The sequence below is a fragment of the Nocardioides luteus genome, from assembly GCF_015752315.1.
GTDB lineage: Bacteria > Actinomycetota > Actinomycetes > Propionibacteriales > Nocardioidaceae > Nocardioides.
The window spans coordinates 145,231-164,645 of record NZ_JADOVJ010000001.1 but is presented as its reverse complement, the minus strand read 5'-3'; the positions used below and the strand labels follow the sequence as shown (position 1 = coordinate 164,645).

Below are 19,415 nucleotides of genomic sequence, written 5' to 3'. Positions count from 1 at the left end.
CAAACTTTCGCTCACGGCCTCACAGGCACGATCTAGTCCCGGCGGGCCCCGATGCGGACCTCGCCGTCGACGACGTCGACCTCGTAGGTCGGGACCGACACCGACGGGTCGTCGAGGCACAGACCGGTCTCGAGCGCGAACGGCTGCTTGAGCAGGGGCGATGCGACGAACGGCACCTCGCCACGCGTGCCGACGATGCCCCGGGCGAGCACCGAGGCGTGGCCGTACGGATCGAAGTTGGACAGCGCGAAGACGCGGTCGTCGAGGGTCCGGAAGACGGCCACCGCCTCGCCCCTGACCAGCGCGGCGATGCCGGTCTCGGGGTCGATGTCGTCGAGGCGACAGACGGAGATGTACGTCTGGGTCTGCGTCTGGGTCATCGCGACTCCTCCAGGTTGGGTGCGCCGACAGGGATGGTGGCACCGAGCCCCACCGGTCCGACGACAGCCGGGCCGTCCGCGACGTCCGGCACGATCTGGCCACGGGTGGACCCGAAGGAGATGTTGGGGTCCGGGATCTCGGGGGCGTTGACGAAGGAGACGAACCGCTTGAGCTTCTCCGGGTCCTCGATCGTCGCCTTCCACTCGTCGAAGTAGCCGTCGACGTGCGTGGCCATCGCGGCCTCGAGCTCCGTGCCCAGGCCGAGGACGTCGTCGATCACGACCTCGCGGACCCGGTCCAGGCCGCCGTCAAGGGAGTCGATCCAGGTCGAGGTGCGCTGGAGGCGGTCGGCGGTGCGGACGTAGTACATCAGGAAGCGGTCGAGGTAGCGGACCAGATCCTCGGTGCTCAGGTCACCGGCGAGCAGCTGGGCGTGGGCCGGGATGGCGCCACCGTTGCCCCCGACGTACAGGTTCCAGCCCTTCTCGGTGGCGATGACACCGAAGTCCTTGCCACGGGCCTCCGCGCACTCGCGGGCGCACCCGGATACGCCGCCCTTGAGCTTGTGCGGCGAGCGCAGCCCCCGGTAGCGGGTCTCCAGCATGATCGCGAGACCGACGGAGTCCTGGACGCCGTAGCGGCACCAGGTGGAGCCGACGCAGGACTTCACGGTACGCAGCGACTTCCCGTACGCATGGCCCGACTCGAACCCGGCGTCGACGAGGCGCTTCCAGATCGCCGGCAGGTCCTCCATCCGGGCGCCGAACATGTCGATGCGCTGGCCACCGGTGATCTTGGTGTAGAGGCCGAACTCCTTGGCCACCTCGCCGATCACGATCAGGCCCTCCGGCGTGATCTCGCCGCCGGGGATGCGCGGGACGACCGAGTAGGAGCCGTTCTTCTGGAGGTTGGCCAGGTAGGCGTCGTTGGTGTCCTGGAGCTTGCGGTTCTCCTTGGCCAGGACATGGCCGTTGAGCTGCGACGCCAGGATGGAGGCGACGGCGGGCTTGCACAGGTCGCAGCCGCGGCCGGTGCCGTGGGCCTCGATGATCTGGTCGAACGTCTTGTAGCCGTGGATCAGGACCACGTCGAAGAGCTCGGCGCGGGTCATCGCGAAGTGCTCGCACAGGCTCGTGTCGACGGTCTTGCCCTGGGCGGTGAAGTAGTCCTCGACGATCTTCTTCACCTGCACCTTGCAGGAGCCGCAGGTGCTTCCCGCCTTGGTGGCCTTGGTGACGTCCGCCGCGCTCTCGCAGCCGTTGTCGACGGCCGCCTCGATGTCACCCCGGGTGACGTTGTTGCACGAGCAGACCTGCGCCTCCGGCGGAAGCTGGATCCCTCCCCCACCGCCCGTGGACTGGGGGAGGATCAGCTCCTCCGGGTTCTCCGGAAGCGTCATGCCCGAGGCGACCATCGGCCGGAGCAGCCCGTAGGCGCTCGCGTCGCCGACCAGCACGCCACCGAGCAGGCGGGTGCCGTCCTCGCTGATCACGAGCTTCTTGTAGACGCCCGCGACGGCGTCGGAGTAGGTCAGCTCGAGGCACTCGTCGGTGGTGCCGTGGGCGTCGCCGAAGCTGGCGACGTCGACGCCGAGCAGCTTGAGCTTTGTCGACATATCGGCACCGGTGAAGGTGCCGGCGCCGCCGAGCAGGGCGTCGGCGACGACCTCAGCCATGTCGTAGCCGGGGGCCACCAGGCCGTACATCTTCCCGCCGGGCGCGGCGCACTCGCCGACCGCCCACACGTGCGGGTCGGAGGACCGGCACTGCTCGTCGACGAGCACGCCGCCGCGCTCGGCCAGGTCCAGACCGGCCGCTCGGGCGAGCGCGTCCCGCGGCCGGATGCCGGCCGAGAAGACGACCATGTCGACCGCCAGCGGCTCCTCCACGTCCTTGAACTTCAGCGCGCTGACGTTGCCGTCGAGGATGCCGCTCTCGTCCTCGTCGACGACCGAGACCACCGCGTCCGGCGAGATGGACTCCGTCATCACCCCGGTGTGGACGGTGAGGCCGAGCTTCTCGATGTGGCGCTTGAGCGTGTTGCCGCCGGCGTCGTCGACCTGCACGGCCATCAGCCGCGGCGCGAGCTCGACCACGTGGGTCTCGACCCCGAGCTGGTGCAGCGCGTTGGCGGCCTCCAGCCCGAGCAGGCCACCGCCGATCACGGCGCCGGCCTTCGCGGTCTTCGCGGCCTCGCGGATCGCCTCGAGGTCCTCGATCGTGCGGTAGACGAAGACGTTCCCGAGCTCGGCGCCCGGCACGGGCGGCACGAACGGTGCCGCTCCGGTGGCGAGCACCAGCTCGTCGTACGCCATCTCCTCACCGTCGGCGAGCATCACCGTCTGGGCAGCCGTGTCGATCTCGACGACGCTCGTGCCGGTGCGCAGCGTGACCCGCGGGTCCTCGTAGGCACCGGAGGGGAGGAAGGAGAGTGCCTCGGCGCCGACCTCGAAGAAGCTGGTGAGGGCGACCCGGTCGTACGCCGGACGCGGCTCCTCACCGAGGACGACGATGTCGTGGGTCTCGGTGAGACCGCGCTCGATGGCGGCGGTCACGAAGCGGTGACCGACCATGCCGTGGCCGACCACGACGACCTTCTTGCGGAGGTGAGGGCTCATGATGTTGTTCCTTCCACACTGAGCTGCCCGTTACTGATCTGGCTGGCACTGATCTGACTGGCGTTGAGCTGGCTGCCACTGGGCCGGGTGGCCAGGAGCTGGCGTACGGTCGGCGCGCAGCCACCGCAGCCGGTGGTGGCACGGGTGGAGTCGCGTACGTCCTCGAGGGACCGGCACGCCCGGATCCGGCCGGCGCTGACTCCGGCGCAGGCGCACACCTCCGCGTCGTCGGGGAGCTGCGGGATCCCGGAGCCCGACGAGGACGGCTCGGGCAGCAGCAGCTGTCCGGCCTCGTGCTCGCCGAGGACGGTCTGGCGGTCGAAGGCCTGGGTGATCAGGCCGACCCGGCTCAGGTCGCCGACGAGGGCGCCGGCGACGATGCGGCCGTCGCGTACGACCAGCTTGCGGTGGGTGCCCTTGACCGGGTTCGCGATCTCGACGACCTCGCCCGTCTCGTTCTCGGGCTCACCGAGGACGCAGACGTCGAGGTCGGTGGCGCGCAGGCGGGCGACGACCCGGTGACCCTCGTAGGCCGCCTGGTTGCCGGCGAGCACGTCGGCGAGGACCCCGGCCTGCTCCCAGGCGGGCGAGACGAAGCCGGTGACGGTCGCGTTGTGCTCGGCGCAGTCGCCGATCGCGTAGACGTCGGGGTCGTCGACGCTGCGGAGCTGGTCGTCGACCACGATGCCGCGGTTGACGGTGAGCTCGGCGCGGCGGGCGAGGTTGGCGCGGGGACGGCCACCGGCGGTGAGCACCACCAGGTCGGTCTCGAGGGTGTAGCCGTTGTCGAGCTTGAGGCCCTCCTCGGTCAGCCGGGTCGCCCGGGCGCCGAGGTAGACCTGGGTGCCGAGCTTGGCCATCGACCGCTTCAGCACCTTGCCGGCCGACGCGTCGACCTGGCTGCTGAGCAGGTGGTCGCGGCCCTCGACGATCTCGGTCTCGATGCCGCGTACGGCCAGGGCGCGGGAGACCTGGAGGCCGAGGAGGCCACCGCCGACGATCACCGCGCTGCGCGGGATGCGCGGGTTGTCACGGAGGGTGTCGAGCAGTCGCGCGCAGTCGTCCAGGCTGCGGAACGCCTGCACCCGCGGGTCCATCGAACCGTCCATCCGCACCACGCCGCGGATCGGCGGCAGGGTCGGGATGGCCCCGGTCGCCAGCACCACTGCGTCGTAGGGAACCCTCGTCCGGTCGGCGAGCTCGACGGTCTTGGTGTCGCGGTGGATGTCCACGACCAGGCTGTTCAGGCGGAGGTCGACCCCGCGGTCGGCGTACCACTGCTTCTCGCGGAGCGCGAGCGCTCCGGGGCGGTGGGTGCCCTCGAGCACGGCGGAGAGCAGGATCCGGTTGTACGGCACGTGCTGCTCCTCCGCGAGCACGGTCGTCTGCGGGCCGAGGCCGCGCGCGACCAGTCCCTCGACGAGGCGTGCCGCGGCCATGCCGCCGCCGATGATGACGATCCGCCGACCGCTGGTCGAGCCGGATTCGCGAGGAACGAGCGAATCCGTGTCGAGACCAACACGGTCGACTGTCGCGCTCGTCGGGACTGTGTTGGTCTCGACACGCTCGCTGGCGCTCGCGGCTCGACCGACGGACTGCTCGCTCATGCGCTCACCGCCGCGGCGCAGACCTTGAACTCCGGCATCCGGCTGGAGGGGTCGAGGGCGTCGTTGGTGAGCTTGTTGGCGCCGATCCAGTGGAACGGTACGAAGACCGTGTCCGGGCGGATCGTGGTCACGATCCGGGCGGGCGCCTTCATCTCGCCCCGCGGGGTCCGGACGACGACCGGGTCGCCGTCGTGGGCGCCGACGCGGTCGGCCAGCAGCGGGTGGATCTCGACGAAGGCGCCCTCGTCGGGAAGGTCCTTGATCCGCCGCGTCTGGGCTCCGGACTGGTACTGCGCGAGCACCCGGCCGGTGGTCAGGTGGAGCGGATAGCCGGCGCTCGGCTGCTCGGCCGCGCCGCGGTGGTCGACGTCGATGAAGCGGGCCCGGCCGTCGGCGTGGAAGAAGGAGTCGGCGAAGAGGCGCGGGGTGCCCTCGGTGCCTTCGGCGCACGGCCAGAAGACGCCGTCCTCCTCGCGGATGCGGTCGTAGGTGATGCCGCTGTAGTCGGCCTTGCCACCCTTCGAGGCGGCTCGGAGCTCCTCGAAGATCTCCTCCGGGTCGGTCGACCAGGTCGAGGCGGCACCGAGGCGCGTGGCGAGGCCGGTGATGATGTCGAGGTCGTTCCTGACCCCGTCGGGAGCGCTGATCGCCTGGTTGCGCAGGATGACCCGGCCCTCGAGGTTGGTCATGGTGCCGGTCTCCTCGGCCCACTGGGTCACCGGCAGCACCACGTCGGCCAGGGCCGCGGTCTCGCTCATCACCATGTCGGCGACGACGAGCAGGTCGAGCGCTGCCAGGCGCTCGGTGACGTGGGTGGCGTTCGGGGCAGAGACGACGATGTTGGAGCCGAAGACGAGCAGGCTCTTGGGGCCCTCGGGGGTGCCGAGCGCGTCCAGCAGCTCGTAGGCGGAGCGGCCCTTGCCGGGGAGGGTCTCCGGGTCGACACCCCAGACCGCGGCGACGTGCGCGCGGGCCGCGGGGTCGTCGATCATCCGGTAGCCGGGGAGCTGGTCTGCCTTCTGGCCGTGCTCGCGGCCACCCTGGCCGTTGCCCTGTCCGGTGAGGCAGCCGTAACCGGCGTACGCCTTGCCGGGCATGCCGAGCGCGAGTGCGACGTTGAGCCAGGCCAGGACGGTCGCGGTGCCCTGGGCGTGCTGCTCGGCGCCGCGCGCGGTCAGGACCATGACCTTCTCCGCGTTCGCCAGCAGGGAGGCCAGCTCGCGCAGCTGCGCGGCCTCGACCCCGCTGACCCGCTCGACCATCTCGGGCCACCAGGCGGCCACGGAGCGGCGTACGTCCTCGAAGCCCGTGGTCCGCTCCGCGATGTAGTCCTCGTCCACCGCGCCGGCCGCGTCGAGCAGGTGCAGGACACCGAGCGCGAGGGGCAGGTCGGTGCCGGGTACCGGCTGGAGGAAGAGGTCGGCACGCTCGCCGGTCGGGGTCAGCCGCGGGTCGATGACGACGACCTTGCCGCCGTTCTCGCGCAGCCGGTCGAGGTGGCGGGCCGCCGGGGGCATCGTCTCGGCCAGGTTGGAGCCGACCAGCACGCAGACGTCGGTCTTCTCGATGTCGGCCAGCGGGAACGGCAGCCCGCGGTCGACGCCGAAGGCCTGGTTGCCGGCCGAAGCCGCGGAGCTCATGCACCAGCGACCGTTGTAGTCGATCTGGGAGGTGCCGAGGGCGACCCGGGCGAACTTGCCGAGCTGGTAGGCCTTCTCGTTGGTCAGCCCACCGCCACCGAAGACGGCGTTCGCGTCGGCACCGTGGACCTCGCGCAGGTCGGAGAGCTTCGAGGCGACCAGGTCGAGCGCCTCGTCCCACGTCGCCGCGCTCCACTCCCCCGTCGCCCGGTCGCGCACCATCGGCGTCGTCAGCCGCTCACGGCTGCCGCGCAGTCCCGCCGCTGTCCACCCCTTGCGGCACAGCGCACCCTCGTTCACGGGGAACGAGCGCTCACTGACCTCCAGCCGGGGACCCTTGCGGACAAGGGTCATCCCGCACTGCAGACTGCAGTAAGGACAGTGGGTGTCGGTCACGTACTCACACCGTTTCAGGTCGGGGGTGGGCGACCTCTACATTCCGGTGTCAACGTTTCGCGCCGATCCGCTCTCCGTACCCCTTCCGTCAACTTCCGCTCACCACCTCACAATCCCGCCGAGAAGTCACCCCCGTCGACCGAGGCGTCAGCCCCGTCGGCCGAGGCGTCACCCACTGCCATCTCGGCCGACGCAAGCGACGTCTCGGCCAGCGCGGGCGACGCCTCGGCGATCAGGGCGTACGCCGCCGCAGCGTCGCCGAGCCGAGCGCGAGACCGGCGACGACGAATCCACCGACGACGGCCAGGTCGGTCCAGACGTCACCGGTGTCGGCGGAGGTCACGAGATGGGTCATCGCGTCGACGGCGTAGGAGAGCGGGAGTACGTCGGAGATGGCCTCCAGGACGCCCGGCAGCGAGTCGCGCGGAACCAGGAGTCCGCACAGCAGGATCTGCGGGACCACGATGGCCGGCATGAACTGCACCGCCTGGAACTCGGTGGTCGCGAAGGCCGAGACGAGCAGCCCGAGCGCGGTGCCGAGGACGGCGTCGACGATCGCGACGACCACGAGCAGGGCGACCGATCCGGTGATGTCCAGACCGAGCAGACCCACGCTCACCGCCACCGCGACCCCCGACTGGACGGCGGCCAACAGCCCGAACGCGAGGGCGTAGCCGAGCAGGAAGTCGCCCTTGCCCAGGGGCATCGCGAGCAGCCGCTCGAGCGTTCCGGAGGAGCGTTCGCGCAGCGTGGTCACCGAGGTCACCAGGAACATCACGATGAACGGGAAGATCGCCAGCAGGGCCGGTCCGATCCGGTCGAAGATGGGCGCGGGCGACTCCTCGTACATCCACCACAGCAGCGTCATCAGCAATGTCGGCAGGACCACCAGCATCACCAGGGTCCGGTGGTCGCGCCGGATCTGGGCGAGCACCCGCCCGGTCACCGCGAGGGTTCGTCGCAGGCTCATCGCGCTGCTCCCTTCACCAGGGCCAGGAAGGCCTGCTCGATGTCGTCGGCGCTCGCCTTCTGCTTGATCTCCGCGGGGCTGCCGTCGGCGAGGAAGGCACCCTCGCGCATCAGCAGCAGCCGGTCGCAGCGCTCGGCCTCGTCCATCACGTGGCTGGAGACGATGACCGCGGCCCCCGCGGCGGCCAGGTCGCGGAAGGTGTCCCACAGCTGCTCGCGGAGCACCGGGTCGAGCCCGACGGTCGGCTCGTCGAGCACCAGCAGGTCCGGCGAGCCGAGCAGGGCGGCGGCGAGGCCGACCCGCGAGCGCTGACCACCGGAGAGATCGCGGACGACCTGGTCCTTGTGGTCGGTCAGGTCGACCGTCTCGATGGATTCGGCGACCGAGGACCGTGGCGCCCCGAGCACCCGGGTGAAGAACCTCAGGTTCTCGGTGACCGTCAGGTCGTCGTAGACGCTGGCCGCCTGGGTGACGTAGCCGATCCGCGGGCGCAGCGCCGCCGAGCCCGCCGGGCGGCCGAGGACGGTGAGCGTCCCGGTGACCTTCGCCTGCACGCCGACCAGGGCCCGCATCAACGTCGTCTTGCCGCACCCCGACGGTCCGAGCAGCCCGGTGACCTCACCTGCCCGGATGGAGAAGTCGAGGCCATGGAGGACCTCGCGCTTCCCGCGTACGACTCGGAGACCGGAGGCCTCCACCACGTTATTCATCACATGATGAAATGTGGCACGCCACGGCGCCGCGCGCAAGAGGACTAGGGCAAAGGCCCGGTGAGATAGCCCTGGACCACCGGCGCGTACGTCGCCACCAGCGTCTCCGGGGGCGCCGAGGCGAGCGGCTCGATCCGCGCGATGTAGCGCAGCGCGACCAGCCCGACCAGCTGCGAGGCCACCAACGTGATCCGTCGCTCCGGTTCGTCGAGCTCGAGTGCCTCGCTCACCGGGCCCAGGATCAGCCTGCCGAAGGCGTCCGGCACCAGAGCCTTCCCCTCCGGCTCGAAGGCGCTGCGCATCAACGCCATCAGCGGGAGCCGGGACTCCTCGTCGTCCCAGACGCTCAGGAGGAGACGTATGAGCCGCTCCCCCACACCATCGCGACCCCCGGCAGCCACCACGGGCACGACGTCTCGAGGATCGACCCGCAGCTCCAGCGAGGCGACGAAGAGGTCCTCCTTGGTGCCGAAGTAGTGGTGCACCAGAGCGGAGTCGACCCCGGCCTCGGTCGCGATCCCGCGGACGGAGGTCGCGGCGTACCCCTGCTGCGCGAAGCGCTGACGAGCCACCGCCAGGATCGCCGCCCGCGTGTCCGGCGAACCTGGCCTGCGTCCTCGCCGCGGTGCCGTACTCATGGGAGCACGCTAACCCGACAGCGTCCGCTCGCGACGGGGCTCCGTCCGGCGCAGCCAGGCCGCGGGGCGACCGACGAGCCACTCCAGCGGCCCCGGGCGACCCCACGCGGTGACGAGGGCGCCGATCGCCATCACGACGAGCACATGCAGGACGTACGTGTCGGGGGTCTCCGGCGGCCAGACCGCCTCGGTCCTCATGACCACGTGCAGCGTGTAGAGGGTGAGGGTCATCGTGCCGGCGCCGAACAGCACCGCCATCCCGACCCGCCACCGCTCGGGCAGCCGCAGCGCGATCATCTGGCAGGCACCGATGACGAACATCGAGCTGCCGATCGTCTGCGCCAGGTCGAACGGCGTGGACGAGTGCGGCGCGACGATCAGCAGCCACTGCCAGCCGCCGTCGACCGGCGTCTGCCCGTAGAGACCGTGGCTCATCGAGGTCAGCGCGTCGTCGATGTCCATCCCCGGGTAGGCACGAAGCAACACCTCGGCCACCGACGGCAACCGGGTCAGCCTCCCGGACAGCCAGGTGGCCGAGACCGAGATGATGACGCCGCCCGTCCAGAGCATCGAGACCACGAGCCGGTTGCGCAGGTCGATGCGGCCGATGGCCATCCCGATCAGCAGGTAGGCCAGCCACGGCACGGCCGGGTAGTAGCCGGTGAAGAGCAGCTCGGCGAGCAGCCGGCCGGGCTCCAGCAGCTGGGACGGCTCCGGGCTCTCGAACTGCCGTGTCGGGAGCATCGGCCGGACGACCTGGGACAGCAGTGGTCCGAGGACGACCCAGACGACACCGAGCAGCCACAGCCATCGCGCCCGCAGCCCGAGGAACGGGATGGCGAGCAGGAACAGCACGCCGTAGTAGGTCAGGATGATCGCGATGTTGGTGCCGAGCGACCCGAGCACCAGCCCGAGCGCGGCGATCAGCACCGCTCGCGCGGCCAGCCCCAGCAACCGGGAGGCGAGCACCCGGCCCTGCACGGGCTGCTGACGTCCGGTCATCAGCGCCAGGCTGACCCCGGCGAGCACCGCGAAGAGCGCCGCGGACCGGCCGCCGGCCGCCGCCTGGACCCTGGTCAGCTCGCCGGTCGCGTCGACCGGATCGAGCACGTGGGTCGCCATCATGCCCAGCAGCGCCAGGCACCGCGCCACGTCGACACCGACGAGACGCGTCGAGAGTCGATCAGTGAGCGCGGACATCGCCCCAAGAGTAGAGATATCTCACGCAGCCCGCGGGTTCACCCACCCCCAGCACCTGCTTTACCGTGGGAACGATGTCCGTAGATACCGCCCTGACCCGCTCGTGGGTGGGGCACGATGCCGGCAGCAGCGGCTATCGGCGGATCCTGATCGGCCTCTTCGCCGCCGGGATCGCGACCTTCGGGCAGATGTACTCCACCCAGGGCATCCTTCCCACCGTCGCGCACGCGCTCGAGGTCAGCGAGGCCTCGGCCGCGCTCACCGTCTCCACCGCGACCCTCGGGCTCGCGGTCAGCGTCCTCGGCTGGTCCTGGGTCGCCGACCGCATCGGCCGGGCACCCGCCATGAAGATCGCGCTCTCGATCTCCTTGGTCCTCGGCCTGCTCACCCCGCTGGCTCCAGGCTTCTCCACCCTCCTCGTCCTGCGCAGCCTCGAAGGCCTCGCGCTCGGCGGTGTGCCGGCCCTCGCGGTCGCCTACCTCGCCGAGGAGATCCACGTACGCCACGTTAGCGTCGCCGCGGCCATCTACATCTCCGGCACCACCGTCGGCGGCCTCCTCGGCCGGGTCATCACCGGCCCGTTCGCCGACCTCGGCGGCTGGCGCCTGGGCGTCACCGCCGGCGGCGTGCTCTCGGCGATCGCCGCGATCGTCGCGATCACCCTGATCCCCCGCGCCCAGGGCTGGGTGCGCCCCACCGGCAAGCCGGCCACATCCGTACGCGACGGGGTGCTCGCCAACCTCCGCGACCCGGGCATGCTCGTCCTCTACGGGCAGGCGGCCCTGCTGATGGGCGGGTTCGTGGCGACGTACAACTATCTGGGGTTCCGCCTCGAGCGCGAGCCCTTCGGGCTGCCGGTGGCGATCTCCAGCCAGATCTTCTTCGCCTACCTCGGCGGCACCGTCTCCTCCTCGGTCGCCGGCCGCCTGGCCGCCACCCACGGGCGGCGCAAGGTGATGCTGACCTGCGTCGTCATCACGATCGTCGGGGTCGTGATGACCTTCCCGGACAACCTGGCGATGGTCCTGACCGGCCTCTTCGTCCTCACCACCGGCTTCTTCGGGGCCCACGGCGTCGCCTCGGGCTGGGTTGGCGCCCGCGCGAAGGTCGGCAAGGCCCAGGCCAGCGCCCTCTACAACCTCTTCTACTACGGCGGCTCGAGCCTCTTCGGCTGGCTGCTGGGCTATGCCTACGTCGTCGGCTGGTGGGGCGTGGCCACCTCCGTCCTCGTCCTCGCCCTGACCTCGCTCACCTGGTCCTGGCTGGCCGCCCGCGACTGACGGTCACGCCGCTGGTCGAGCCGGATTCGTGAGGAACGAGCGAATCCGTGTCGAGACCAACACGGTCCCCTCGGCGCTCGATTCGACTGTGTTGGTCTCGACACGCTCGCTGGCGCTCGCGGCTCGACCGGCGCGTCAGGCCTGGAAGTGCTCCCGCGCGAACTCGAGCGACTCGCGGAGGTCGGCGACGCGCTCGGCGCGGGTACGAGCCCGGCGGGTGTTGATCTCGAGGACGATCTCGCCGTCGAACCCGATGGCGGCGAGATGACGCAGAAACTTGTCGGCGCCCATGTGGCCGCGGCCGGGGACCAGATGCTCGTCCTTGGCGGAACCCGTGCCGTCGGTGAGGTGGATGTGGCGCAGCCGCGAGCCGAGCCTCGTGGCCATCTCGATGACATCGTCGCCCGCGATCGCGGCGTGGGAGAGATCGATGGTGGTGTTGGCGTACTCCTCGGTCGAGGGGTCCCAGTGGGGCAGGTACATCGGCGTCGAACGCCGGGCCGCCCGCCACGGATACATGTTCTCGACCGCGAACCGGAGCCCGGTCGAGCGCTCCAGCCTGGCGATCCCCTCCACGAACCCGGCCGCGTACTCGCGCTGCCACCGGAACGGCGGATGCACGACGACCACCCCTGCCCCGACCTCGGCGGCCATCTCGGCGGACCGCTCGAGCTTGCCCCAGGGCTCGAAGCCCCAGACCTGCTGGGTGAACAGCAGCGTCGGCGCGTGGATCGCGGCGATCGGCAGGCCGTGGTGCTCGGCGAGCTGCTTGACCGCATGCGTCTGCTGCGACAGCGCGTCGATGCCCACCATGATCTCGACCCCGTCGTAGCCCACCTCCGCGGCGTACGTGAAGGCGTGGGCGGTCGACTCGGGATAGGTCGAGGACGTCGACAGCGAGATCATCGCGGGTCTCCTATTCGGACCGTCCGAGATCGGAGCTGCCGATGAAGGACAGGTGGTCGAGACGGTCGAGGATCAACCCCTCACGCAGCGCCCACGGGCAGATCTCGAAGGCCTCCAGGTCGAAGATGTCCAGGCACGCCTCGGCGACCAGCGCACCGGGCACGATCTGGTGGGCGCGCGAAGGGCTGACCCCGGGCAGCTCGGAGAGCTCCTCGAGGGACATCTCGAGCAGCTTCGGGATCCAGCGGCGCAGCTCGGCCAGCGGCAGCTGGCGGCGTACGCGCAGTCCCTCGCCGCTCGGGGCGGCACCACAGATGCGCGCCAGCGAGCGGAACGTCTTCGACGTCGCCACCGCCATGTCCGGCTGGCCGTCGCGCAGGATCCTGCCCGCATCCTCGGCGATCGAGGCGCGGATCATCCGGCGCAGGTCGCGCAGCTCCTCCTCGGCCGGCCGGTCACCGAAGTAGGTGCGGGCGAGCCGGCCGGCGCCCAGCGGCAGCGACCAGGCGACGTACGGTTGCTCGTCCAGGCCGGCCGCGATCTCCAGCGAGCCGCCGCCGATGTCGAAGACGGCGAGCCGCCCGGCTGACCAGCCGAACCAGCGGCGTACGGCCAGGAAGGTCAGCCGCGCCTCGTCGTCGCCGGGAAGGACCTCGATCTCGACGCCGGTCTCGGCGTGTACGTGGTCGAGCACCTGCTGCGAGTTGCCGGCATCGCGCACCGCCGAGGTGGCGAACGCCAGCATCTCCGAGACGCCCTTCTCCTCCCCGGCGCGCACCGCGTCGCGGGTGAACTCGGTCAGCGCCTCGATCCCGGCCTCGGTCACGTCGCCGGAGTCGTCGAGGTGCTCCGCCAGCCGCAGCGGCTGCTTGAACGAGAACGCCGGCAGCGGGGCCGCCCCGCCGTGGGCGTCGACCACGAGCAGGTGTCCCGTGTTCGATCCGATGTCGAGTACGCCCAGACGCATGGGTCTACGTTAGTCCGTCCGCCACCGCGCCACCCACGTCCGGGTCGACCTCGGTCGCAAAGGTCTGCACGTGGTCGATGGCCGCCTGCAGCGCGTCCTCGAGCGGAGTGATCTCCCGAGCGACCTGGGCAAGCATCATGCCGCCCTGAAACGCAGCGAGGAGCAGGTTGGCGAGCTGGGTCGGATCCGCGTCGGCCCGCATCCGTCCGAGCCGCTGCATCTTCGACATCCCGTCACGGAAGACGTCTCGCCACTCACCGAACGCACTGGCGAGCTCGTCACGGACGTCGAGGTCCGCCTTGATGATCTCGCTTGCCAGAGAGCCCAGGGTGCACCCCTCTCGACAAGCGCGCTCGTAACCGACGTAGAAGGTCGCCCACCTCCGGAGTGCGTCGATGCTGTCGAAGCCGTCGAACTCGTCACCGCGATGCACCGCGAGGACGCGCTCCGCCTGCCACTGGATCACGGCCAGGACAAGCTTCTCCTTCGTCGGAAAGTAGTGGTTGAGCTGCGATCCGCTGACTCCGGTGGCTCGACGGATCTGCTCGTTGTTGGTCGCGTGCACGCCATGCGCGTAGATGAGGTTCGCGGCCTGCTCCAGGATCCGCGCGCGCGTAGCCTGCCCCTTCCCCGTGAGCTTGCGAGGCTCCGACGCTCCAGTCTTGGCGTTCACGCGCCACACGATACCCGTTTTGGGCTTGACAACCCATTTTTCCCGGTGTTCAATCAAAAATGGGCTGCCCAGCCCAAACTCGATCTCAGGGCTCACCCGAGGAAGAAGGCGATTCACCATGAGAGCAATCGTTGTGACCGACGAGGCCGCTGGAACGGCCGGGATGTCGCTGACCGAGCGACCAGCACCGTCCCCCGCCATCAACGACGTCATCGTCCGTGTGCACGCATCAGGCTTCGTACGCGACGAGCTGGACTGGCCCTCGACCTGGGCCGATCGCACCGGACGGGACAGGACCCCGCCGATCCCGGGACACGAGTTGGCAGGTGTGGTCACGGAACTCGGCTACGGCACGACAGGTCTGGAGGTGGGTCAGCGCGTGTTCGGCCTCGCCGACTGGCACCGTGACGGCGCTCTCGCCGACTACGTGGCACTCGAGGCGCGCAACCTCGCGGTGCTGCCCGAGGAGGTCGACTTCACGGTGGGCGCATCCCTGCCGATCTCTGGACTGACCGCCTGGCAGGGACTGTTCCAGCACGGCCGGCTTACCTCGGGGCAGAGTGTCCTGGCCCACGGTGCGGGCGGCGCGCTCGGAGCGCTCGTGACTCAACTCGCGCGCGAGGCCGGAGCGCACGTCGTGGGCACCGGACGCGCGGCCGACCGGGAGAAGGTGCTCGACCTCGGTGCGCATGAGTTCGTCGATCTCGACCACGACGCCCTCTCAGATGTCGGAGCCGTCGATCTCGTCTTCGACACCATCGGTGGCGATGTCCAGAAGACCTCCGCCGCGCTGATCAAGCCGGGCGGGACGCTGGTGTCCGTCATCGGCCCGGTCGAGGCCAGGCCCACGGATGGCCGAGCGATCGACTTCGTGGTCGAGGCCGATCGCGCCCAGCTGAGCGAGATCGTGCAGCGAGTGCGGGACGGACGGCTCCGGACGAACATCGGAACGGTCACCAACCTCGACGATGCCGTCGCGACCCTCAACTCGACCGAACGTCGCAGAGGAAAGACGATCATTGCCGTACGTCCATGATGATGGCGACATGTTGGAGCTCGACCGCATCCGCCGGGAGATCACGGCCGACCCGAGCAACGCGTGGGCCGCTTCGGCGGGATTCGAGCCCGTCTACGTCGCCCATCCGGAAGCCCGGTGCCTGATCATCGGTCAGGCGCCAGGCATCAGGGCTCAGCAGAGCGGTATCCCGTGGAACGACGCGAGCGGGCGGCGTCTCGTCGAGTGGCTCGGCGTCGACGAACGCACCTTCCGCGATCCCACGGCGTTCGCGATCCTGCCGATGGACTTCTACTACCCCGGCAAGGGCGCGACGGGGGATCTGCCACCACGAGCCGACTTCGCGCCGATTTGGCACCCGCGCCTGCTCGAGCTCATGCCGCAGATCGGTCTGACGTTGCTCGTCGGCGACTACGCGCAGCGCCACTACCTCGACGGGAAGAGCTCACTCACCGAGCGCGTACGCAGCTTCCGCGACTTTCTGCCGGATCGGTTCCCACTCGTCCACCCGTCACCGCTGAACTTCCGATGGCAGTCGCGCAACCCCTGGTTCGTGTCCGACGTCCTGCCCGAGCTGCGGACGCGGGTCGCCGAGGCGCTCAGCGGCCGGCCGTAGCCGTGGCGCGCTCGGAGCCGGCGGTGACGGGGGCGGCAGGCTCCCCGATCCGGGCGTTGACGGCCCCGGCGAGCACGACGACGAGCGCGGCGGCGGCCGGCAGGAGCAGGGCCGCGTCGGTGCCCCAGCGCTCGGCGACGTCGCCGGTGACCGCGGAGGCCAGCGACTGCCCGAGGATGACGGCGGAGCCGAGCATGGTCATGACCGTGGCGGACCGGCCGACCGGGCTGCGACGGGCACCGAGGCCGTACTGGGTGACCAGGGTCGGGCCGATGCCGAGGCCGATGACGAGCAGCGCGAGGACCATCCCGGTCACCGAGGAGACGCCCGGGAGCGCGAGGGCGCCCGCGAGCATCACGCCGCCGAAGACCAGCCAGCGCGCGGCCGGGGTGAAGCCCACCGGGAAGGCGGCGACGCCCAGCGCCAGCGCGGCCGACCCGACGCCCATCGCGGCGTAGACCAGACCCGCCTGCTCCGGACGACCGTGGTCGGCCATGAACGCGGTCAGCGAGGTGAGCATCGAGCCGAAGAAGAGACCGACGCCGAGGATGCCCACGACGATGACGACCACGCCCGGGCGGGCCAGCTCGCGCACGGAGCCCGCAGCCGGCGTACGTCCGGCCGAGGCCTGTGCGGTCGCGGCGCTCGGGTGGAGGGCGAAGGCGGAGACGAAGACCAGGGTGAGTGCCGCGGCGGCGACGACCGGCGCCCACGGGTCGATCGTCACGGCGAGGACGCCGGCGACGACGGGACCGACGATGAAGACGATCTCGTCGGCCGCCGACTCGTAGGCCATCGTCGAGTTGAGCACCCGGACTCGGCGACCCGGAACGATGCAGGCGGAGATGATCGCCACCAGCCGCGACCGCGACAGCGGCGCGATCTGCGGGGCGGTCGCGCCGACCAGGAGGGCCACCGCGAGCACCGCCGCGTCGGGCAGCGGGCTGTAGACCACCCAGGCCATCGCGCCGAGCGCCGCGGTGCTGGCGACGCTGATCGCCAGCAGCACCCGGCGCTGGCCGAACCGGTCCACGGCGGCACCGAGGATCGGCCCGCACACCGCAGCGCCGATCCCGACCATCGCCGAGTTCAGACCGCCGAGCGCCAGCGACCCGCGGCCGGCGACGACCAGCGTCAGCACCCCGACGACCACCATCGCGTACGGCAGCCGCGCGACCAGCGCGAGCGGGAAGTACGTCCCTCCGACGGCGCGCACCAGACTCTGCTCGCCCTGCTCCGACATCTCTTTCGAACCTCCCGCTGCGAACCGCGGCTCTGTGCCGCCTTGGTCCGCCGGCGGGGCCAGCGCGAGGTGATACACACATTGGACACGGAGCGGTCGCTCCGCACCTACAAGGATACGCCGCCCGGTCCGCCCGTCCGGAATCGCCGAGGCCGGGTCGCCGGTCCACCTCTCTTGCCTTGCTTGCCCCGCACTCCTATAGTCCTATTTATCTAGTGAAATGAGGTATTGATGGTGATCGAGTTTCATCTCGACGGACAGTCCGGGATCTCGCCCTATCAGCAGATCGTCACGCAGGTTCGGCATGCCCTGCGGCTTGGCCTGCTGCGCGAGGGCGACCAGCTCCCGACGGTCAAGGACGTGGTGTCAAGGCTGGCGATCAACCCCAACACGGTGTCGAAGGCGTACCGCGAGCTGGAGCACGCCGGCCTCGTCACCGCCCGGGCAGGCGTCGGGACCTTCGTGACCGCAACGATGAGTGAGGACACCCTCGCCGCGCAGCGATCGCTCCGTGCCGGCCTGGAACGCTGGTTGGCCAAGGCACGCCGTTCCGGGCTGGACGAGGAGACGATCGAGGCGCTGTTCCAGAGCACGGTCCGCAGCTCGGCCGTCCAGGACATCGCGTGAGCACGGCGGTACGAGCCCACGGCCTGGGCAAGCGGTTCGGTCGCCGGTGGGCACTGTCCGACTGCAACCTGGAGGTGCCGGCGGGGCGAGTTGTCGGCCTGGTCGGATCGAACGGCGCAGGCAAGAGCACCCTGCTGAACCTGGCGGTCGGTGTGCTCACACCGACTACGGGCAGCGTCGAGGTTCTCGGGTCCCGACCGGGCGCCGGTCCTGAACAGCTGGCACGAGTCGGCTTCGTCGCGCAGGACTCGCCCACCTATGGCGCGCTGAGCGTCGAAGACCACCTCCGGCTCGGCGCTCGCCTGAACCCTCGCTGGGACGAGTCCTTGGCACAGGCGAGGATCGCCAGGATCGGCCTCGACCTCCACCAGCGCGCCGGGCGCCTCTCGGGCGGCCAGCGCGCCCAGCTGGCACTCACGCTGGCCGTGGCGAAGAGGCCGGAGCTCTTGCTGCTCGACGAACCGGTTGCCAGTCTCGATCCGCTGGCTCGTCGCGAGTTCATGCAGGAGCTGATGGAGGCCGTGGCCGAGCACGAGCTCAGCGTGGTGTTGTCCTCCCACCTGGTTTCGGACCTCGAACGCGCCTGTGACCACCTCATCGTGCTCGGCGAATCGCGTGTCCAGGTGGCCGGTGACATCGACGACCTGCTCGCGACTCACCATCGCCTGACCGGGCCACGGCGTGACCCGGCCGACCTGCCCGCGGGCCAACGGGTGATCTCGGCAAGTCACACCGACCGGCAGACCACCCTGTTGGTCCGAACCGAGAGCCCTGTCCACGATCCCTCGTGGGCGGTGAGCAGCCTCGACCTTGAAGACCTCGTGCTCACCTACCTGCGCAACGCCTCGAAGCATGCGCCCGCTCCCACTCTGGAGGTGCTCCGATGATCTGGCTCACGTGGCGACAGTTCCGGACCCAGGCGTTGATGATCCTCGGTGCGCTGGCCGCGGTTGTCGCCGCCCTCGCACTCACCCGTTCGGGCGTGGCGGATCTCCATGACGTCGCCGGCGACCAGTTCCCGCAGGCGTTCGCCGCGGATTCGGTCTACCCCGGCATCTACTACGTCTCAGCAGCAGTCGTGTACGCCTTTCCCGCTCTCGTCGGCATGTTCTGGGGTGCTCCCCTCGTCGCTCGCGAGCTGGAAGGTGGAACCCACCGGCTGATCTGGAACCAGAGCATCACCAGGACGCGCTGGCTCGCCACCAAGATCGGCGTTGTCGTGGCGATCACCCTCGTCGCCGGGCTTGTCAGTCTCGCCGCGAGCTGGTGGAGCGCCCCGCTCGATGCGGCGATCAACAGCGGGGCGGAGGACTCCGGCTTCTTCAGCGTCACCCGGCTCTCCGGCTTGCTCTTCGGCGCACGAGGCCTGGTTCCGATCGGCTTCGCCATGGTCGCTTTCGCCTTCGGTGTCACAGCTGGGCTGTTGCTGAAGCGGACCGTGCCGGCGATGGCCGCCACACTCATCGCGACCATCGCCATGCAGGTCGCCATGCCTCTGCTGGTGCAACCGATGTTGCTGCCGACCGAAGAGAAGACCTTGGAGATCACGACGGACAACATGCGAGGAATGCGTGTCTCGCCAGGCACCGACGAGATCCTGAGCATCGGCGTACGCCTCGACGATCCGGGTGCCTGGATCGTGACGAACGAGATCGTCGACTCGAAGGGGCAGGTGGCCACCCCGTTGCCGCTTCCCAAGTCCTGCATGCCGGACGAGGCCGGCACCGGCAAGGTGGGTCCACCGGCGAACTGCGCGGCCGCGATCAACGACGCGGGATACCGGCACCACGTGGTCTACCAGACGGCGGATCGCTACTGGACCTTGCAATGGATCGAGACATGGCTTCTTCTCGTGGTCGCGGGGGCGCTGATCGCCTTCTGTTTCTGGCGGATACGGCGAGATCCGGCCTGACAGCCACGTGAGTCGGG

At 70.1% G+C, this 19,415-nt stretch carries 18 protein-coding genes; 6 read left to right on the top strand and 12 right to left on the bottom strand.

Going from position 1 to position 19,415, the window contains the following annotated elements; translation table 11 throughout:
* Positions 1-32: 32 nt before the first annotated feature.
* The 8 genes from nirD to HD557_RS00730 all read right to left on the bottom strand — a co-directional run bounded on the left by nirD (position 33) and on the right by HD557_RS00730 (position 10,159).
* Positions 33-380 (bottom strand): nitrite reductase small subunit NirD, encoded by a 348-nt coding sequence (gene nirD / locus HD557_RS00765; RefSeq protein WP_008354801.1) that lies wholly within the window; start codon positions 378-380, stop codon positions 33-35.
* The gene (gene nirB, locus HD557_RS00760; RefSeq protein ID WP_008354803.1) at positions 377-2,998 is read right to left on the bottom strand and encodes a nitrite reductase large subunit NirB; all 2,622 of its coding nucleotides are present in this window, start codon (positions 2,996-2,998) and stop codon (positions 377-379) included. Before nirB ends, nirD begins: the two co-directional genes overlap by 4 nt.
* Positions 2,995-4,605: an FAD-dependent oxidoreductase gene (locus HD557_RS00755; protein WP_008354805.1), complete on the bottom strand. Its 1,611-nt coding sequence runs from the start codon at positions 4,603-4,605 to the stop codon at positions 2,995-2,997. The genes nirB and HD557_RS00755 overlap by 4 nt, the downstream gene beginning before the upstream one ends.
* Positions 4,602-6,641: a molybdopterin oxidoreductase family protein gene (locus HD557_RS00750; RefSeq protein ID WP_196872474.1), complete on the bottom strand. Its 2,040-nt coding sequence runs from the start codon at positions 6,639-6,641 to the stop codon at positions 4,602-4,604. Before HD557_RS00750 ends, HD557_RS00755 begins: the two co-directional genes overlap by 4 nt.
* A 232-nt stretch (positions 6,642-6,873) precedes the next feature.
* On the bottom strand, positions 6,874-7,611 hold the full coding sequence (locus tag HD557_RS00745) for an ABC transporter permease (protein ID WP_196872473.1): 738 nt from the start codon (positions 7,609-7,611) through the stop codon (positions 6,874-6,876).
* Complete coding sequence (gene ccmA / locus HD557_RS00740; RefSeq protein ID WP_196872472.1) at positions 7,608-8,321, bottom strand: heme ABC exporter ATP-binding protein CcmA; 714 nt, start codon at positions 8,319-8,321, stop codon at positions 7,608-7,610. Before ccmA ends, HD557_RS00745 begins: the two co-directional genes overlap by 4 nt.
* 44 nt (positions 8,322-8,365) lie before the next feature.
* On the bottom strand, positions 8,366-8,959 hold the full coding sequence (locus tag HD557_RS00735; RefSeq protein WP_196872471.1) for a TetR/AcrR family transcriptional regulator: 594 nt from the start codon (positions 8,957-8,959) through the stop codon (positions 8,366-8,368).
* A gap of 9 nt (positions 8,960-8,968) precedes the next feature.
* A complete protein-coding gene (locus HD557_RS00730) occupies positions 8,969-10,159 on the bottom strand; it encodes a heparan-alpha-glucosaminide N-acetyltransferase domain-containing protein (protein WP_196872470.1) in 1,191 nt (396 codons plus the stop codon).
* Between the two features lie 74 nt (positions 10,160-10,233).
* On the opposite strand from HD557_RS00730, the gene HD557_RS00725 reads away from it, so the two are divergent.
* Entirely contained in the window at positions 10,234-11,439 is a 1,206-nt protein-coding gene (locus HD557_RS00725) for an MFS transporter (protein WP_196872469.1), read from the top strand.
* 135 nt (positions 11,440-11,574) lie between these two features.
* Here the strand turns inward: HD557_RS00725 and HD557_RS00720 are convergent, their stop codons facing one another.
* The 3 genes from HD557_RS00720 to HD557_RS00710 are packed head-to-tail and all read right to left on the bottom strand — an operon-like array spanning position 11,575 to position 14,081.
* The gene (locus HD557_RS00720; protein ID WP_196872468.1) at positions 11,575-12,345 is read right to left on the bottom strand and encodes a sugar phosphate isomerase/epimerase family protein; all 771 of its coding nucleotides are present in this window, start codon (positions 12,343-12,345) and stop codon (positions 11,575-11,577) included.
* 10 nt (positions 12,346-12,355) lie between these two features.
* A complete protein-coding gene (locus tag HD557_RS00715; protein WP_196872467.1) occupies positions 12,356-13,312 on the bottom strand; it encodes a Ppx/GppA phosphatase family protein in 957 nt (318 codons plus the stop codon).
* Positions 13,313-13,316: 4 nt separating this feature from the next.
* On the bottom strand, positions 13,317-14,081 hold the full coding sequence (locus HD557_RS00710; protein WP_008354819.1) for a TetR/AcrR family transcriptional regulator: 765 nt from the start codon (positions 14,079-14,081) through the stop codon (positions 13,317-13,319).
* A 22-nt stretch (positions 14,082-14,103) separates the two neighbouring features.
* On the opposite strand from HD557_RS00710, the gene HD557_RS00705 reads away from it, so the two are divergent.
* The gene (locus tag HD557_RS00705; RefSeq protein ID WP_196872466.1) at positions 14,104-15,021 is read left to right on the top strand and encodes an NADP-dependent oxidoreductase; all 918 of its coding nucleotides are present in this window, start codon (positions 14,104-14,106) and stop codon (positions 15,019-15,021) included.
* A gap of 10 nt (positions 15,022-15,031) precedes the next feature.
* Complete coding sequence (locus HD557_RS00700; protein ID WP_008354822.1) at positions 15,032-15,616, top strand: uracil-DNA glycosylase family protein; 585 nt, start codon at positions 15,032-15,034, stop codon at positions 15,614-15,616.
* Here the strand turns inward: HD557_RS00700 and HD557_RS00695 are convergent.
* Positions 15,600-16,859 carry an MFS transporter gene (locus HD557_RS00695; protein ID WP_196872465.1) on the bottom strand — a complete coding sequence of 420 codons (1,260 nt, stop codon included), beginning with the start codon at positions 16,857-16,859 and terminating at the stop codon, positions 15,600-15,602. The two genes, HD557_RS00700 and HD557_RS00695, sit on opposite strands and share 17 nt — an antisense overlap.
* Before the next feature lie 231 nt (positions 16,860-17,090).
* Here HD557_RS00695 and HD557_RS00690 point away from each other — a divergent pair, with 231 nt between their 5' ends.
* From HD557_RS00690 to HD557_RS00680, 3 genes are read left to right on the top strand one after another with little or no spacing between them, the layout of a single operon-like run.
* Positions 17,091-17,486, top strand: a complete 396-nt coding sequence (locus HD557_RS00690) for a GntR family transcriptional regulator (RefSeq protein ID WP_008354826.1) — start codon at positions 17,091-17,093, stop codon at positions 17,484-17,486.
* Complete coding sequence (locus HD557_RS00685; protein WP_196872464.1) at positions 17,483-18,373, top strand: ABC transporter ATP-binding protein; 891 nt, start codon at positions 17,483-17,485, stop codon at positions 18,371-18,373. Before HD557_RS00690 ends, HD557_RS00685 begins: the two co-directional genes overlap by 4 nt.
* Positions 18,370-19,398 (top strand): ABC transporter permease subunit, encoded by a 1,029-nt coding sequence (locus HD557_RS00680; RefSeq protein WP_008354831.1) that lies wholly within the window; start codon positions 18,370-18,372, stop codon positions 19,396-19,398. Before HD557_RS00685 ends, HD557_RS00680 begins: the two co-directional genes overlap by 4 nt.
* Positions 19,399-19,415 lie beyond the last annotated feature (17 nt).

Coding starts and splice junctions, on each gene's coding strand:
- nirD (WP_008354801.1), bottom strand. CDS start 380: ATGACCCAGACGCAGACCCAGACGTACATCTCCGTCTGTCGCCTCGAC.
- nirB (WP_008354803.1), bottom strand. CDS start 2,998: ATGAGCCCTCACCTCCGCAAGAAGGTCGTCGTGGTCGGCCACGGCATG.
- HD557_RS00755 (WP_008354805.1), bottom strand. CDS start 4,605: ATGAGCGAGCAGTCCGTCGGTCGAGCCGCGAGCGCCAGCGAGCGTGTC.
- HD557_RS00745 (WP_196872473.1), bottom strand. CDS start 7,611: ATGAGCCTGCGACGAACCCTCGCGGTGACCGGGCGGGTGCTCGCCCAG.
- ccmA (WP_196872472.1), bottom strand. CDS start 8,321: ATGAATAACGTGGTGGAGGCCTCCGGTCTCCGAGTCGTACGCGGGAAG.
- HD557_RS00735 (WP_196872471.1), bottom strand. CDS start 8,959: ATGAGTACGGCACCGCGGCGAGGACGCAGGCCAGGTTCGCCGGACACG.
- HD557_RS00730 (WP_196872470.1), bottom strand. CDS start 10,159: ATGTCCGCGCTCACTGATCGACTCTCGACGCGTCTCGTCGGTGTCGAC.
- HD557_RS00725 (WP_196872469.1), top strand. CDS start 10,234: ATGTCCGTAGATACCGCCCTGACCCGCTCGTGGGTGGGGCACGATGCC.
- HD557_RS00720 (WP_196872468.1), bottom strand. CDS start 12,345: ATGATCTCGCTGTCGACGTCCTCGACCTATCCCGAGTCGACCGCCCAC.
- HD557_RS00715 (WP_196872467.1), bottom strand. CDS start 13,312: ATGCGTCTGGGCGTACTCGACATCGGATCGAACACGGGACACCTGCTC.
- HD557_RS00705 (WP_196872466.1), top strand. CDS start 14,104: ATGAGAGCAATCGTTGTGACCGACGAGGCCGCTGGAACGGCCGGGATG.
- HD557_RS00700 (WP_008354822.1), top strand. CDS start 15,032: ATGTTGGAGCTCGACCGCATCCGCCGGGAGATCACGGCCGACCCGAGC.
- HD557_RS00695 (WP_196872465.1), bottom strand. CDS start 16,859: ATGTCGGAGCAGGGCGAGCAGAGTCTGGTGCGCGCCGTCGGAGGGACG.
- HD557_RS00690 (WP_008354826.1), top strand. CDS start 17,091: ATGGTGATCGAGTTTCATCTCGACGGACAGTCCGGGATCTCGCCCTAT.
- HD557_RS00680 (WP_008354831.1), top strand. CDS start 18,370: ATGATCTGGCTCACGTGGCGACAGTTCCGGACCCAGGCGTTGATGATC.